General features: G+C 62.4%; 13 protein-coding genes. All 13 read left to right on the plus strand.

Annotated elements, in window-relative coordinates; all coding sequences use genetic code 11:
* The first annotated feature begins 273 nt into the window (after positions 1-273).
* The 13 genes from pseB to ONB52_12040 all read left to right on the plus strand — a co-directional run bounded on the left by pseB (position 274) and on the right by ONB52_12040 (position 15,600).
* The gene (gene pseB, locus ONB52_11980) at positions 274-1,242 is read left to right on the plus strand and encodes a UDP-N-acetylglucosamine 4,6-dehydratase (inverting) (protein MDZ7416858.1); all 969 of its coding nucleotides are present in this window, start codon (positions 274-276) and stop codon (positions 1,240-1,242) included.
* Complete coding sequence (gene pseC, locus ONB52_11985; GenBank protein MDZ7416859.1) at positions 1,239-2,414, plus strand: UDP-4-amino-4,6-dideoxy-N-acetyl-beta-L-altrosamine transaminase; 1,176 nt, start codon at positions 1,239-1,241, stop codon at positions 2,412-2,414. Before pseB ends, pseC begins: the two co-directional genes overlap by 4 nt.
* The gene (locus ONB52_11990; GenBank protein ID MDZ7416860.1) at positions 2,411-3,175 is read left to right on the plus strand and encodes a glycosyltransferase family protein; all 765 of its coding nucleotides are present in this window, start codon (positions 2,411-2,413) and stop codon (positions 3,173-3,175) included. The genes pseC and ONB52_11990 overlap by 4 nt, the downstream gene beginning before the upstream one ends.
* Positions 3,168-4,199, plus strand: a complete 1,032-nt coding sequence (gene pseG, locus ONB52_11995; GenBank protein ID MDZ7416861.1) for a UDP-2,4-diacetamido-2,4,6-trideoxy-beta-L-altropyranose hydrolase — start codon at positions 3,168-3,170, stop codon at positions 4,197-4,199. The genes ONB52_11990 and pseG overlap by 8 nt, the downstream gene beginning before the upstream one ends.
* Complete coding sequence (locus tag ONB52_12000; GenBank protein MDZ7416862.1) at positions 4,177-5,235, plus strand: N-acetylneuraminate synthase family protein; 1,059 nt, start codon at positions 4,177-4,179, stop codon at positions 5,233-5,235. The genes pseG and ONB52_12000 overlap by 23 nt, the downstream gene beginning before the upstream one ends.
* Before the next feature lie 12 nt (positions 5,236-5,247).
* Positions 5,248-7,155 (plus strand): GNAT family N-acetyltransferase, encoded by a 1,908-nt coding sequence (locus tag ONB52_12005; GenBank protein MDZ7416863.1) that lies wholly within the window; start codon positions 5,248-5,250, stop codon positions 7,153-7,155.
* Positions 7,152-8,975, plus strand: a complete 1,824-nt coding sequence (locus ONB52_12010) for a UDP-N-acetylglucosamine 2-epimerase (GenBank protein ID MDZ7416864.1) — start codon at positions 7,152-7,154, stop codon at positions 8,973-8,975. Before ONB52_12005 ends, ONB52_12010 begins: the two co-directional genes overlap by 4 nt.
* 293 nt (positions 8,976-9,268) lie before the next feature.
* Positions 9,269-9,745, plus strand: coding sequence for an NADH-quinone oxidoreductase subunit A (locus ONB52_12015; GenBank protein ID MDZ7416865.1), 477 nt, complete (start codon positions 9,269-9,271; stop codon positions 9,743-9,745).
* A 144-nt stretch (positions 9,746-9,889) separates the two neighbouring features.
* Positions 9,890-10,933, plus strand: coding sequence for an NADH-quinone oxidoreductase subunit NuoH (nuoH, locus tag ONB52_12020; GenBank protein MDZ7416866.1), 1,044 nt, complete (start codon positions 9,890-9,892; stop codon positions 10,931-10,933).
* 49 nt (positions 10,934-10,982) lie between these two features.
* Positions 10,983-11,480: an NADH-quinone oxidoreductase subunit J gene (locus ONB52_12025; protein ID MDZ7416867.1), complete on the plus strand. Its 498-nt coding sequence runs from the start codon at positions 10,983-10,985 to the stop codon at positions 11,478-11,480.
* The gene (gene nuoK / locus ONB52_12030; protein MDZ7416868.1) at positions 11,480-11,788 is read left to right on the plus strand and encodes an NADH-quinone oxidoreductase subunit NuoK; all 309 of its coding nucleotides are present in this window, start codon (positions 11,480-11,482) and stop codon (positions 11,786-11,788) included. Before ONB52_12025 ends, nuoK begins: the two co-directional genes overlap by 1 nt.
* Positions 11,789-11,942: 154 nt before the next feature.
* Positions 11,943-13,973, plus strand: a complete 2,031-nt coding sequence (gene nuoL / locus ONB52_12035) for an NADH-quinone oxidoreductase subunit L (protein MDZ7416869.1) — start codon at positions 11,943-11,945, stop codon at positions 13,971-13,973.
* 79 nt (positions 13,974-14,052) lie between these two features.
* Complete coding sequence (locus tag ONB52_12040; protein ID MDZ7416870.1) at positions 14,053-15,600, plus strand: NADH-quinone oxidoreductase subunit M; 1,548 nt, start codon at positions 14,053-14,055, stop codon at positions 15,598-15,600.
* Positions 15,601-15,791: the final 191 nt, after the last annotated feature.

Below are 15,791 nucleotides of genomic sequence, written 5' to 3' on the forward strand. Positions count from 1 at the left end.
GGAAATGCGGCATGCAACCTCGCTAAAACAGTGCCCCCCCTGCCGGAGTTGACAGCACGTTTGCCTGCATTTTTTTATGCCCCCTGGGGTGGCCGGGCGTCGCGATCAAATCGGCGTTCCCCGCTGATGGCTTCAACCTGGGTGCAAAATTCAGGTGCCACCAAAAACTTGTGGAGTATACCCTTCAAGGTCGGTGCCGGAAGGCACGACGACGAAAGTTTTTCCTCGTGAGGGATGCGCAAACCTACAGGCAATTCCACTGTGAGAGGCGTCATGAACTGGAGTGACAAGACCGTTTTGCTCACCGGCGGTACCGGCTCGTTTGGCAGGAAATTCGTCGAGATTGCGCTGCAAAAATACCGGCCGAAAAAATTGATCGTCTTCAGCCGCGACGAGCTCAAGCAATACGAAATGCAGCAGCAGTTCCGCGATCCGATTCTGCGCTACTTTCTCGGTGACGTGCGGGACAAGGAGCGGCTGCACCGCGCGCTGCACGGCGTCGACATCGTGGTGCATGCCGCGGCGCTCAAACAAATCCCCGCCTGCGAATACAATCCCATCGAAGCGGTGAAGACCAACGTGCTGGGCGCCCAGAACATCATCGAAGCCGCCATCGACAACGGCGTGCAGCGCGTGATTGCCCTGAGCACGGACAAAGCCGCCAATCCCGTCAATCTCTATGGCGCCACCAAACTGGTTTCGGACAAGCTCTTTGTCGCGGGCAATTCCTATTCCGGCGCGCACGGGCCCCGTTTCAGCGCGGTGCGCTACGGCAACGTGATCGGCAGCCGCGGCAGCGTGATCCCCTTTTTCAAGGAGCGGCGCGCCACCGGCGAACTGCCCATCACTGATTTGCGCATGACCCGCTTTTTCATCACCCTCGAACAGGGGGTGGAATTCGTGTTCCGCTGCTTCGATTTGATGCAGGGGGGTGAGATTTTCGTGCCGAAGATTCCCAGCATGCGCATCACCGATCTCGCCAAGGCGCTGGCGCCGGAGTGCCGGCTGAAGGTGGTGGGCATCCGGCCCGGCGAGAAAATTCACGAAACCATGGTGCCGCGCGACGAGGCGCATCACACCCTGGAGTTCGACACCTATTTCATCGTCGAGCCGGCGTTCCCCTGGTGGGGGCCGGCCAATCACGGCGCGGGCAGGCGTGTGCCGGATGACTTCAGCTACAGCAGCGACAACAACACCTGGTGGTTGAGCGCGGAGGAACTGAAAAAACTGGTGGGCGAATGAGTCGCGATTGGCTGCCTTATGGCCGGCACTGGCTGGACGAGGAGGACATCGCCGCCGTGGTCGAGGTGCTGCGCCATCACCATCTCACCCAGGGCGAAAAAGTCGCGGAATTTGAACAGGCGCTGGCGCAGTATTGCGGCGCGAAGTATGCCGTGGCGGTGGCCAACGGCACGGCGGCATTGCATTGCGCCGCACTGGCGGCCGGCTTCGCGCCCGGCGAGGAGGTGATCACTTCACCGCTCACCTTTGCCGCCTCGGCCAACTGCATCGTCTATCTCGGCGGCCGGCCGGTGTTCGCGGATATCGATGCCGGCACGCGCAATCTCGATCCCGCCGAGGTCGCCCGCCGGCTAACACCCAAAACCCGCGGCCTGATCCCGGTGCATTTTGCCGGCCGCAGTTGTGACATGCCGGTGTTCGCCGAACTGGCGCGCCGCCACAATCTGGTGGTGATCGAAGATGCCGCGCACGCCCTCGGCAGTGAATATGAAGCCGGCGGCACCTGCCTGCGCGTCGGCGCCTGCGCGCATTCCGACATGACGATTTTCAGCTTCCATCCGGTCAAGCATGTCACCACCGGCGAAGGCGGCGCCATTCTCACCAACCGCGAAGACTTGTATCAGCGTCTGCTGCTGTTGCGCAGCCACGGCATCACCAAAAATCCGCAACTGCTCGAGCGCAATGAGGGGCCGTGGTATTATGAAATGCAGGCGCTCGGTTTCAACTACCGCCTGAGCGACATCCAGTGCGCGCTGGGGCTGAGCCAGTTGCGCAAGCTGCCGCAGTTCATCGCGCGCCGCGCCGCGATCGTCGCGCGCTACAATGCCGCGTTCGGCACGCACCCCGCGCTGATTCCACCGCAAGTGCCGCGCGCGCTCACCGCCTGGCATCTCTATGTGTTGGAATTCGACCTCGCCCGGCTTGATTGCGACCGGCGCACGATCTTCCTCGAGCTGCAGCAGGCCGGTCTCGGCGTGCAGGTGCATTACATTCCCGTGCCCCTGCTGCCCTATTACCGCAGGCAGTTCGGCACCCGGCCCGGCGATTATCCCCGCGCGGAACGCTACTACAGCCGCGCACTTTCACTGCCGCTTTATCCCAAACTCACGGACGCCGAGGTGGAGCGGGTGATCGAAACGGTTTTCACAGTCGTCAACCGCCATTGCCGATGAGCATGCTCTCCGACAAGACGGCATGGTCGGCCGCCGTCATCCTGCAGGCACGCATGGGCTCGACACGCCTGCCCGGCAAGGTGTTGCGCCCGGTCGCGGGCCGGCCGCTGCTCCAATGGTGCCTGCTGCGGCTGGCGGAATCCCGGCTGTGCCGCCGGGTGATCGTGGCCACCACCACCCTGCCCCAGGATGATGCCATTGCCGCGTTTTGTGAACAGCAGCAGGTGCCCTGCTTTCGCGGCAGCGAAAACGATGTGCTGCACCGCTACCACGAGGCGGCGCGGCAGTTTTGCGTCGATCCCGTGATTCGCGTCACCGCCGATTGTCCGCTCATCGACGCGCGGGTGCTCGATGCCATGCTGGAGGCCTATTTCGCCCGGCCGGTGGATTACCTGAGCAACACGCTGAAGCGCAGCTTCCCGCGCGGTTATGATCTCGAAATCTTTTCGTTCGCCGCGCTGCACCGCGCGCAGCAACAGGCGCAACAGGCCCATGAACGCGAGCATGTCACACCTTTCCTCTACCAGCATCCGCAGATGTTCAAACTGGCCGGTTTTGAAAATGACTGCGAGGCCTCGGCGCTGCGCGTGACGGTGGACACGCCCGAGGACCTGCAGGTGGTGGAAGGCATTTATCAATATTTTCTGCAAACGGGCCGCGGCCATCATTTCACGCTGGCGGAGTTGCTGCAACTCTGGCGCAGCCGGCCCGAACTGGCGGCGCGCAATCAACATGTTCGGCAAAAGCAACTCGGTGAGTAAGGCAATCATTTTTCGGACCGACGGCAGCCACACCCTGGGCGTTGGCCATGTGTATCGCTGCCTGGCGCTGGCGGAGGCGCTGCACCGTCGTGGCTGTCAGGCGTGCTTTGCGGTCACGGTGACGCCGGCGGCGATTCAGGCGCTGATTCGGCAACACGGCCATCAGGTGGAGGTGCTCGCCGGCGGGGCGCCGGAACTCACGCAGCTTGCCGCGCTCTCAGAGCGGCTGGGCACGCGGCTGATCTGTGTCGATAGCTACGCCGCCGATGCCGCATATTTTCGCGCCCTGCAGGCGGCGGGCTGGCGCACGGTGTGCATCGATGACTTTGCCGGCTTCCCGATTGCAGCCGGGATGGTGATCAATCACAATGCCTATGCCGCGGAGTTGCGCTATGACGTTCCCGCCGGGGCGCGCCTGCGGCTCGGTCCGCGTTATGCACTGTTGCGCCGGCAATTTCGCGAAACGCGCCTTGCCGCCCTGCCGCCGGCGACGCCGCCCTACGTTCTGGTGTTGATCGGCGGGTCGGATCCGCAGCAATGGAGTCTGCGTCTCGCCCGCAGTCTGCTGGCGGCACTGCCGGCAGCGGTCCATCTCGTCGTCGTCGCCGGCCCGGCAACCACCAGCCTGCCGGAGTTGCAGCACTGGTCGCGGGCGCATCCCCGTTTGCGCGTGCTGCACCGGCCGCCGGATCTGCCGGCCGTGATGGCGGGCGCCAGCCTCGCCATCAGCGGCGCCGGCGTGACGACTTACGAACTCGCCTGTCTCGGGGTGCCGAGTTTGCTGTTGATCGTTGCCGACAATCAACGGCAAAATGCCGCGGCACTCGGCCGCCTGGGCATCGCACAGGTGCTGGGCTGGCACGAGGATTTGCAGGCGGAGGAGATTGCCGCGCGCGCGGCTGTGCTTTTGGAAAATGGCAGTGAACGGCAAGAGCTGGCGGCGCGTGGCCGGCGCCTGGTGGATGGTGCAGGCGCGGAACGTGTTGCCGGGGAGATTGTGCATGAAATCGATTCCTCTTACTGAATCCCGCCGCATTGGCGAAGGCGAACCCTGCTTCGTGATTGCCGAGGCGGGTTCCAATCACAATCGTGATTTTGCGCTGGCACAGAAGCTGATCGAGGTCGCCGCCCAAGCCGGCGCCGATTGCGTCAAGTTTCAAGTCTTCACCGCCGATAAAATCTATTCCAAAAAAACGCCGAAGATGAGCTACTTGAAGGAGAAGCAGCTCACGCAGGAAAGCGAGACGGTGTATGATTTGATCAAGAAGCTCGAGCTGCCGCGCGAGTGGCTGCCGGACTTGCAGGCCTACAGCCGGGAACAGGGCATCATTTTCTCCGCCACGCCCTTTGATCTGGAAGCGGTCGATCTGCTCGCCAAACTCGACGTACCCTTCTACAAAGTCGCCTCCTTTGAGATCACCCACCTGCCGCTGCTGCGCCACATCAGCTGCACCGGCAAGCCCATCATTCTTTCCACCGGCATGGCCAGCCTGGCGGACATCGAGCGCGCGCTGGAGGCGATTGCGCAGGCCGGCAGCAGCGAGGTGATTTTGCTGCATTGCGCCATCAACTATCCGCCGGCTTATGAGGACATTCATTTGCGCGCCCTCGACACCCTGCGCCGCGCCTTCGAGGTGCCGGTGGGATTTTCCGACCACACGCTCGACAGCGTGTGCCCGATCGCCGCGGTGGCCCTGGGCGCCTGCGTCATCGAGAAACATTACACCGTCGACCGCTCGCTGCCGGGTCCCGATCATCCCTTCGCGATGGAGCCGGCGCAATTGCGCGAGATGATCGACAGCATCCGCAAAACTGAAAAGGCGCTCGGCCGCGGGCTGAAGCGGCATACCGCCGCCGAAACCGAGCTGCACCGTCTGGCACGGCGCAGCCTGGTGGCCGCCTGCGACATTCCCGCGGGCACCACCATCACGGCGGCGATGCTGGAGGTGAAACGGCCGGGGTTCGGCATTCCCACCCATTTGATGGACCTGGTCATCGGCCGCACCGCGCGCGTCAACATTGCAGCCGATGATATTCTGTCCTGGGATATGATTGGCTGACCGCGCCACGCCATGACCACCCGCATCCATCTGCGCCCGGCCGGCGAGCACGACAGCGAGGATGTGCTGCGCTGGCGCAATGATCCCGTCACCCGCGCCAACTCCTTTCACAGTGATCCCATTTCGCCGGCGGAACACCGGCGCTGGTTCAGCCGGACACTGGCGCGCCGCGACCGCCTGCTGCTCATCGGCATGGCGGGCAGCGAGAGGATCGGCGTGGTGCGCTTCGACCTGGCGGGCGACAGCGCGGAAATCAACATCAACCTGGCACCGGAGGCGCGCGGCCGCGGGCTGGGCACGGCCTTGATCGCGGCCGGCAGCGGGTATGTGTTCGAGCACCATCCGGCCATCACGAAAATTTATGCGAAAATCAAACCGCAGAACACGGCCTCGCTGCGCGCCTTCGAGAAGGCCGGCTATTGTTTGCTGAGCCGCGCGGAGCACGAGACCTACGTGCTGACCCGCCAGCACAGCGCCGCGGCCGGCATTTACCCCAACCGCCGTTTGATTGTGCGGCAGGTGATGCAGTTGTCGGGCGCCAATGTCATCGTGCAGGCAGCACGCTTCGTCAAGAATTTCCTGCTGGCGCGCCTGCTCGGCCCGCAGTTGTTCGGTCTGTGGAACGGCCTGCAGATTTTGCTGGTGTACGGTGTGAATGCCCATCTCGGCGTGCTCAATGCCATGAATCGCGAGGTGCCGCTCTGTCGCGGCCGCGGTGCGAGCGCGGCGATTCCGGCGCTGGCGCGCGTCAGCCTGACGTTCACCATGCTCGCCACGCTGGTGCTGGCGGCAGGGCTGGTGTTGATCAGCATGACCCCGCTGGTCGCCGGTTTGGAAGCCGTGGCGTTGCGTCTGCTCGCCGCGGTGCTGCTGGCGCAGCAGCTTTATCAATTCTTCCAGTTTTGGCTGCGCGCCGATGATCGCTTCGACCTGCTCAGCCGCACGCTGGTGGTTTCGGCGCTGATCGAGCTGGTGGTGACCGTGGCGTGGGTTTATCACGCCGGTTTCACCGGCATCTTCCACGGTTTTCTCGCCGGGGCGCTGGTGGCGGTCGCGCTCTGCCTGCGCGCCGTTGACCCCGTGATTTGGCGCCTGAATTTTGATTTCCGTCTCATCCCGCCATTGCTGCGACTGGGCTTTCCGATGATGATCGTCGGCCTGAGCTACAGTTTGATGACGACGCTGGACCGCGTGTTGATCATCCATTTTCTCGGCAGCGAACAACTCGGCTATTATGCACTCGGGCCGCTGGTGCTGGCGGCGCTGACCTATGTGCCGGCCACCATCAATCAGGTGATTTATCCCAAGCTGGGCGAGCGCTATGGCGCAACGGGCGACCCACGCAGCGTGGCCGGCTATGTCATCCGGCCGACGGTGATCACCGCCTACCTCATGGCATTGGTGCTGGGCGGCGCGTATCTCGGCCTGCCGCTGCTGCTCGAGTGGCTGCCGAAATACCGCGCCGGTCTGCCCGCCGCCCGCATACTCTTTGCGGGATTTTATTTCCTCAGCCTGGTCGGCGCCAGTGCCAATCTGCTGGTCACCATCAACCGCCAGATACAATACCTGATCAGCTTGTTCGCGGCGATTGCGCTGGGCTTGCTGCTCAATTTCGCCGCGATTTTCGCGGGCTGGGGCATTGCCGGAATTGCCGCCACCACCAGCGTCACCTATTTTCTTTATGCCGCCGGCGTCATTGGTTTCACCGCGCGGCGCCATCTCGGCTTCCACCACATGCTGCTCCGGCGTCTGGCCGGACGTCTCATGCTGCCCTACCTCCTGGCCGCCGTCAGCCTCGCCGCCGCGCTGCAAATTGATACTGGACATCCCGCGCTCACCCCGCTGCTGCAAGTCGGTGTGTTCGTCCTGGCCTTCGGCCTGCTCGCCTATGTACCCGGCCGCCGGGAGTGGTCATCGTGAAAACCCTGATTGTGCCGGACCGCGACGCGCCTCTGCCCGCGCCCCCGGCAGCAGAGACGGGGGACTGCGTCTACTTCACCGATGATCCCCGCCTGCAACAGCATCTGCAAACCGCCGCACAAACCTGGCTCGCGACGCCGCATCTGCTCTCCAATGAAGAGTTGCAGGAAGTGACTGCTCTCGCGGCACAGCGCCATGCCGATTGGCTGCAGAGTTTTCCGGGTTCCCGGCATGCGGGTTTGCCGGTCGCCACGGCCCTGGTGCAGTTTTATGAACCCTGGGCAACCGCGCTGCGCAAGCTGGCGGCTTACCGCCGTTTGCTTGCCACCGTCCGGCCACGGCGCGTGATCGCGCCCGCGAGTGAAATCCCCTGGCTCGAGGCGCTGCTCGCTTCGCAACCGGAGGTGAAACTTCTGACCGCCGCGGCACCGCGCGGCGTGCTGTGGCAGTTGCGGCAACGCTTCAGGAACAGTTGGCTGAGCAATCGCGTGCGCTATCGCGGTGGCTGGCGGCCGGCGCTGCACTTTTACTTCGATTACTGGTGGAGTGAAACGCCCTGGCTGAAAGCCCGCGGCAGGCCGGCCAGCCTGGCCGGTGATTATGTGCTGTTCTCCGCCGGCTATATCAACCACGCCCGCACCTTTCTGCCGATCCTGCGCCGGCTGCCGTGGCCCAGTCTCGTCATTGTCAGCACGCCCGAAGCCTGCCGCTATTTTCGCGAACGCGGCGTACCCTATCGCCGCTTCGGCCATTTCATTACCGCGGGGGCCTGGCGGCATTATCGCGCCTGGAAGGCCGCGCCGCTCCGGCAGGGGGACTTGTTCGGTGACGAAGCGATTTTCCATTTTGCGGGCGTCGATCTGCGGCCGTTTCTGCGGGCGAGTTTGCTGCGCCTCCTGCGCCAGCAGCTTGGCCGCCTGCGATTGTATGCCGAAGTCTATCTCGACTTGCTCGAGCGGGCCCGGCCGCGGCATGTCGTGGTGGCGGATGACACCACGACGCACGGCCGAATCATCGTGCTGGCAGCGCAGGCCCTCGGCATTCCCACGCTCAACATTCAACATGGCGCCATCGCCGACGTGCAGCACTATCGCCAGGCGGTGACCGACAAACTGGCGGTGTGGGGCGAACATGATCGCGCCCTGCTCATGCGTCACGGCGTCGCCGCGGAGAAGATCGTGGTCACCGGCCAGCCGCGCTTTGCGGCCACGGCAATCGCGCCGGCGGAAGCCGCCGGTCTGCGTCGTCGTTATCGCCTGCCGGCCGGGGTGAAAGTGTTGTTGTGGGCCACCACGCCTTTTGTGCCGCGCCTGTCCTACGATGTGCCGGAACGCAATTCGCGCTATCTCCGCGCGCTGCTCGAGATTCTGGCCGCTGAGCCGCAGTGGTTTCTGCTGATCAAATTGCATCCGCGTGATCAGCGTGAAGCTTATGAAAAGGGCCTGTCCGGAAACAACCGCGGGCTGCGGCACCGCGTGCGCCTGCTGCAAAACGAGGACATGCAGGAGCTGTTGCCGCTCGCCGATGTGCTGCTGGCCTGGAACACCAGCGTGATTCAGGAAGCGGTGCTGGCGGGCAAAGCCATCATCGGCATCAACTTTTTTGGCATGCCGGAGGCCATTCCCTCGGTCTCCGAGGGGGTGGCAGTGCCGGCGCGGGATGCGGCGGAGCTGCAGGCGGCCTTGCAGCGCATTTTGGCGGGCGATCAGACAACCCTCGCCGCGCTGGCAGCGGCCCGGCCGCGCTACGCCGCCCGCTATTTGAATGCGGGCGAACGCTCCGCAGTGGACCGCATCCTCGAGCTGCTGGCCGGAACGTGATTGGCGGTGTTTTACCACCGCTGCATTGACGGGCCTTTGCGTCCTGAGGGCTGCTGCAACACTCCGCATGGCCCCCGCTGCCGACTTTTCGCTTGACTCTCTAGCCTTTTTTTTATATCATGCCCGCGACTCAAAACGTTGTTCCTGATCAAAAACCCTGCGGAGAGAGGAAAACGACTCACAATTCGTCACCCGGTGAGACGCGGCGTTTCTCTTTCTGCTCGTCCCTGTGCGACGGGACACATCATCACAGGCAGCTCGTGTTGCACTCGTGAGCGAGGGAAGGAAGGGAAATGTTATTTGATTTTGGAACGGCACTCGTCTTCTTCATTACCGGCGCTGCCTTCATCGCCATCAATCTTCTCATCTCCCGCCTGCTGCAACCCCGGAACCCCACGGCCGCCAAGATGTCCACCTACGAATGCGGCGAACAGCCCGTCGGCGAATCCTGGATTCAATTCAACAACCGTTTCTACGTCATCGCGCTCATCTTCCTGATCTTCGACGTCGAAATCGCCGTGCTTTTCCCCTGGGCCGCCGTGTTCAAACAGCTCAATCAATACGGCGCCTTCGCCTTTGTCGAAATGGCAGTGTTTGTGTTGATTCTGCTGTTCGGCCTCGCCTATGTTTGGCGCAAGGGGGATTTGGAGTGGGACAAACCCGAGACCGGCAAATACGCGCGTGCCCGCTCGCCCGAGCTTTATGAAGAACTGCCGCCGCCCGGCATTGTCCCGGCCGGCGCAAAAGAATCCGTGGGCGAACCGGCTTGATCGCGCACCCCCGGCACCTGCCGGCGAAGCAGTTCACCCCGCCGGGAAAACGTGCCGCACCACCCCGCACAGGTGGTTTTCCGGCGGAGCGCGGTGCAGGAGCAGCCGCAACCACGGCGATGATCCAGCTCAAGAGAGGAATCCATGCATGAATTGATCGCCTATTTGCAGGCGCAGTTGGGCTTTCAAGAGATCCTGGTGGCTGTTCTGGTGATGGCGGTGTTCGGCCTGGTGATTTGCATTTATATGGCGGTCAACGCCCTGTTTCTGGTCTGGCTCGAACGCAAGGTCTCCGCCTGGATGCAGGATCGCCTGGGGCCGATGGAAGTGGGGCCGTTTCAGGGCGTGCTGCAAACGCTCGCCGACGCGGTCAAACTCCTGCTCAAGGAGGACATCGTTCCCAAAGCCGCCGACAAACACCTGCACCTGCTCGCCCCCCTAATCGTCTTTGCCGCACCCTGCGCCGCCTTTGCCGCCTTCTCCTACACCCGCGCTTTCCAGTTTGCCGACTTCAACATCGGGGTGTTCTTCGTCGCGGCGATCACCTCGCTCTCGGTGATCGGCTTGTTGCTGGCCGGCTGGGCCTCCAACAACAAGTGGTCGCTGCTCGGCGGCATGCGCGCCGCCGCGCAAATCGTGAGCTATGAAATCCCCGCCGGTTTGGCCATTTTGGTGGTGGTGATGCAAGTGGGCTCGCTGAGCTTCCGCGAGATCACCCTGGCGCAGGACGGCGGTTTCTGGAAGTGGGTGATCTTCCAGTATCCCCCCTTCAATTTCATCGCCTTCATCATCTTCTTCACCGCGACGCTCGCCGAATGCAACCGCACGCCCTTCGATCTGCCGGAGGCGGAATCGGAGCTGGTCGGTGGCTTTCACACCGAGTACAGCGGGTTCAAGTGGGCGGTGTTCATGCTCTCAGAGTACGGCGAGATGGTGGTGGTTTCGCTGGTGGTCGCGACATTGTTCCTGGGCGGCTGGTCGAGCCCGCTCGGCAATCTGCTCAACGGCGGCGCCTGGGGGGTGTTTTGGCTGCTGGGTAAAACCTATGCGCTGGTGTTCGTGCAAATGTGGCTGCGCTGGACGCTGCCGCGCCTGCGCGTCGATCAGCTCATGCACACCTCCTGGAAGGTGCTGACGCCCTTTGCCTTTGTCTGTATTTTTGCGGTGGGATTGTGGATGGCGTTGTGACCGCCGGCGCGGACGGCACCTGCGCCTCCCCCTCTTTCAGGATTCTCGCATGACGACTTTTGACCTGATGTTTTATGTCATCGCCGCAGCCATGCTGGCATCCGCGGCGGTGATGGTGTTCGGCCGCAACATCATCTACAACGCCGTCGGTCTGCTCTTCACCTTCATCGGCGTGGCCGGTCTCTACGTCCTGCTGGGCGCGGATTTTCTGGCCGCCGTGCAGATGCTGATTTATGTGGGCGGCATTTTGGTGCTGCTGCTTTTCGGCGTCATGCTGTCGCAAAAAATCACCGGGCTGGTGATGCGCACCGGCACGCTGCAGGTGCTGCCGGCGGTGATCGTGTGCGCCGGCGTGGCCGCCATTCTCATCCGGCTGATCCTGAGCAACGACTGGATGATCACCAAACCGCCGGAGTTGCCCGCCACCACCGCCACGCTCGGCAACTTGCTGCTGGGCGATTACCTCATCCCGTTCGAAATCGTTTCGATCCTTTTACTCGCCGCGCTGGTCGGCGCGGCTTATCTTGCCCGCAGGGAGTCACGCTGATGCAGGTCGGACTTTCGCACTTTCTCCTCCTGGCGGCGCTCCTGTTCGCCCTGGGTCTGGTCGCCGTGATCACCAAACGCAATGCCGTGACCGTGTTGATGGGCGTCGAGTTGATCCTCAATGCCGCCAACCTCAATTTCATCGCGTTCGCGCGCTATCGCGATCACGATCTGGACGGCCAGGTGATTGGTATTTTCGTCATCATCATTGCCGCCGCCAATGTCGCCGTGGCGCTGGCAATTGTGCTGAACATCTACCAGCGCCTGCGCTCGGTCAATCTCGATGAGGCGGATTCGCTTGCCGGTTGAGCCGCAGCGGCGCCAGCCGCGCGAGTCGAAAACGGGCGCCAGGCGGCACCGCTCTCCTCACAAATGCCGGGCCGCAGGCAGTCGTGCGGGAAATTGACGGAATATCACGGCGCACCAGTTCTGTAAAGGGCACAACTAATCTCGGGAACTTTCCGTGGATACGATTCTCCTCCAGGCAGTCCTCCTCCTGCTGCTGCCGCTCGCCGCGTTCACCATTCTCATCTTCTTTGGCAAGCGCCTGCCGCGCCAGGGCGACTGGCTCGCCACCGGCGCCATCACCCTCAGTCTGTTGCTGGCCCTGGTCATTTTGGGCCGGGTCTTCGGCGCCTACGATCCCAACTTCCGCGTGGCCGCCACCGTCAACTGGGTTGACCTTGGCCCGGTGCGCCTCCAACTTGGGCTGGCCGTTGACAATCTCACCGCGGTCATGCTGTTTGTCGTCACCCTGATCAGCGCCCTGGTGCATCTCTTCTCCATCGGCTATATGCACGGCGACGTGCGCTACAGTCGCTTCTTTGCCTATCTCGGCCTGTTCTCTTTTTCGATGCTCGGCCTGGTGCTGGTGGACAATTTCTTCGGCATCTATATGTTCTGGGAGCTGGTGGGGGTCTGCTCCTATTTTCTCATCGGCCACTGGTTCGAGCGGGATTCCGCCGCAAATGCCGCGAAGAAGGCCTTCATCGTCAACCGCGTCGGCGATATCGGCATGTTCACCGGCATCATGATCCTGCTCGCGCAGCTCGGCACCCTGAACTTCCGCGAGGTGTTCGACGGGATTGCCCAGGGCCGTCTGCTCGATCCCTGGCTCACCGCCGCCGGCGTGCTGATCTTTCTGGGCGCAGTGGGCAAATCGGCGCAGTTTCCCCTGCACGTCTGGCTGCCCGATGCCATGGAAGGCCCGACGCCGGTCTCCGCGTTGATTCATGCCGCCACCATGGTCGCCGCCGGGGTCTACATGGTCGGCCGGGTTTATCCCCTGTTCACGGAGGAGGCGCTGCTGGTGATCGCGATCACCGGCACGCTGACCGCCTTCATCGCCGCCACCATCGCACTCGCCCAGGTGGATATCAAACGGGTGCTGGCCTATTCCACCGTGAGCCAGCTCGGCTACATGATCGCGGCCCTGGGCGTGGGCGGCTACACCGCCGGCTTGTTCCATCTCATGACCCATGCCTATTTCAAAGCGCTGCTCTTCCTGGCCTCCGGCTCGGTGATCCACGCCATGCATCAGGCGCTGCATCACCTGCATGACCATCACACCGATGCGCAGGACATGCGCAACATGGGCGCGCTGCGCCGCAAAATGCCGCTCACTTTTTCCACCATGACAATTGCGGCCTGTGCCATCGCGGGCGTGCCGTTGCTCTCCGGCTTCTTCAGCAAGGATGCCATTCTGGCCGCCGCGCTGGAAAAAGCGCTGACTTCGCACCAGCCGGTGCACCTGCTCATTTTCGTGATCCTGGTGTTGTGCGCCGGTCTCACCGCCTTCTACATGTTCCGCCTGCTCTACCTGACCTTTGCCGGCCAGCCGGCACGCCGCGACATCCATCAGCACATTCAGGAATCGCCCAGCGTCATCACCATTCCCCTGATCATCCTGGCGTTCTTCTCCGTGGTGGGCGGCTACGGCAGCTGGTTTGCCGATTTGATTCGCAAGCCGGAAACCCTCACCGCCAGCCGTCTGCTGCTGGAAGGCGGGGAAGGCGGGCAGGGTGTGGCACACACCGCCCATACTGTGGCCATGTCGCTCTCCATTTTCGTCGCCGGCGCGGGCATTCTGCTGGCCACGGCCTTCTACTACTGGAAGAAATTCTCCGCCGACGAGCTGGTCAGCCGCTTCAAACCCGTTTACGACTTCCTTTGGAATAAATGGTATTTTGACGAGTTGTATGCCGCCACGGTGGTGGCCGGCACCCTGCTGGTAAGCCGGCTTTCCGCCTGGTTTGACGCCACGGTGATCGATGGTTTGGTCAACGCCGCCGCCAAAATCACGGTTTGGGGTTCGCGCCTGAGCGGCTGGCACGATAACCGCATCATCGATGGCGTGGTCAACGGCGTGGCGGCGATGGTGGGCTGGTTTGGCAGCACGCTGCGCGAGCTGCAAACCGGCAAGATCCAAACTTACATCCTGCTGGCGCTGGGCGCCGTGGTTTTGTTGTACGTTTTGCAACTGGCGTTTGCCTGAGTCCGGCACCCCGGCGGCACGGCCGGCAGCGGGCTGCCGCAATCTTCCGCGGGCATTGACACGCGTTCACGAGGGAGACATGATTCCAAACATTCTCAGTTGGATGATTTTTTTGCCGGTGATTGGCGCCGCCGTGGTGCTGGCCATCCCGCGCGGCGAAAAACAGCACGACCTGATACGATGGCTCGCCGCCGGCTTTACCGGCGTGCAAGTGCTGCTCGCCATCCTGCTGGTCCTGGGTTTCGACCGCACCACCTCCGGCATGCAGTTCGTCGAGAAGGCGCCCTGGATCACTTCCTACAACATTTGGTATTTCGTCGGCGTCGACGGCCTCTCGATCAGCATGGTGCTGCTCACCGCGCTGCTGTCCTTCCTCTGCATCTTTGCCTCCTGGGGCATCGACAAGGCGGTGAAGGGCTATTTCACCATGTTTCTCCTGCTCGATGCCGGCATGATGGGCGTGTTTTGCGCACTGGATTTCTTCCTCTTCTACATCTTCTGGGAAGTGATGCTGCTGCCGATGTACTTCCTGATTGGCATTTGGGGCGGCCCGCGGCGCGAATATGCCGCCATCAAGTTCTTCCTCTACACCCTGGCCGGCTCGGTGCTCATGCTGGTCGCCATGCTGGTGTTCTACTTCAACGTGAAGGATCCGGTCACTGGCGGTCATACCTTCAACATGCTGCACATGATGGATCAGGCCAATCATACCGGCCTGCTGCGCGATTTCGACGTCCGCCTGCTGCTCTATGCCGCACTCTTCATCGGCTTCGCCATCAAAGTCCCGGCGGTGCCGTTCCACACCTGGCTGCCCGATGCCCACGTCGAGGCACCCACCGCCATCAGCGTGATTCTGGCGGGCGTTCTGTTGAAGATGGGAACCTACGGCATGCTGCGCATCAGTTTCCCAATCCTGCCCGACGCCGTGAAATATCCCCCCTTCGCCTATGGCTTTGCCACCATCGCGGTGATCAGCATCGTTTATGGCGCGCTGTGCGCCATGTCGCAGAAAGACCTGAAGAAGCTGGTGGCCTATTCTTCCATCGGCCACATGGGTGTGGTCATGCTCGGCATGATCGGCCTGACGCCGCTGGGCGTCAATGGCGCGGTGCTGCAGATGTTCAACCACGGCACCGTCACCGCCATGCTCTTCCTCCTGGTGGGCGTGATCTACGACCGCGCTCACCACCGTGACATCGACGGCTTCGGCGGACTGGCGCAGACGATGCCGGTCTACACCGGCATCGTCACCATCGCCTTTTTTGCCAATCTCGGGCTGCCGGGTTTGTCGAGCTTCATCAGCGAAGCCTTCAGCTTCCTCGGCGCCTTCAGCTCCACCACCTTCAACCTGCGCGTGTACACCATCATTTCGGTGCTCGGCATCGTCTTCGTCGCGGGCTACATGTTGTGGACGCTGCAGCGCATGTTTCTGGGCAAGCTCAATCCCCAATATGCGGATCTGCCCGAAATCAACCGGCGCGAGCTGTTCACCCTGGTGCCGCTCGCCGTGATCGTGATCTTTCTCGGCGTCTATCCCGCACCCATGCTGGAATTGCTGGAAGTCTCGCTCAACAGTCTGGCGGCCACCGTGCGCGAAGCCGCGCCGATGTTGATGGGGATGAACTAGAGCTTCAACTCCCGGTCCTGCTCGTTTTACTCCTACTCTTACTCCTACTCCTACTCCTACTCAACTGCAACTCTGGGAGTAGGAGTAAGAGTAGGAGTAAGAGTATCAGAGTATCAGAGTATCAGAGTATCAGTATGAAATGGAGTAAGGGCAGGAGCGAGAGCCGGAACCTACGCATCTCCACAAGGATC

The organism is candidate division KSB1 bacterium, from assembly GCA_034506255.1.
GTDB lineage: Bacteria > Zhuqueibacterota > Zhuqueibacteria > Zhuqueibacterales > Zhuqueibacteraceae > Coneutiohabitans > Coneutiohabitans thermophilus.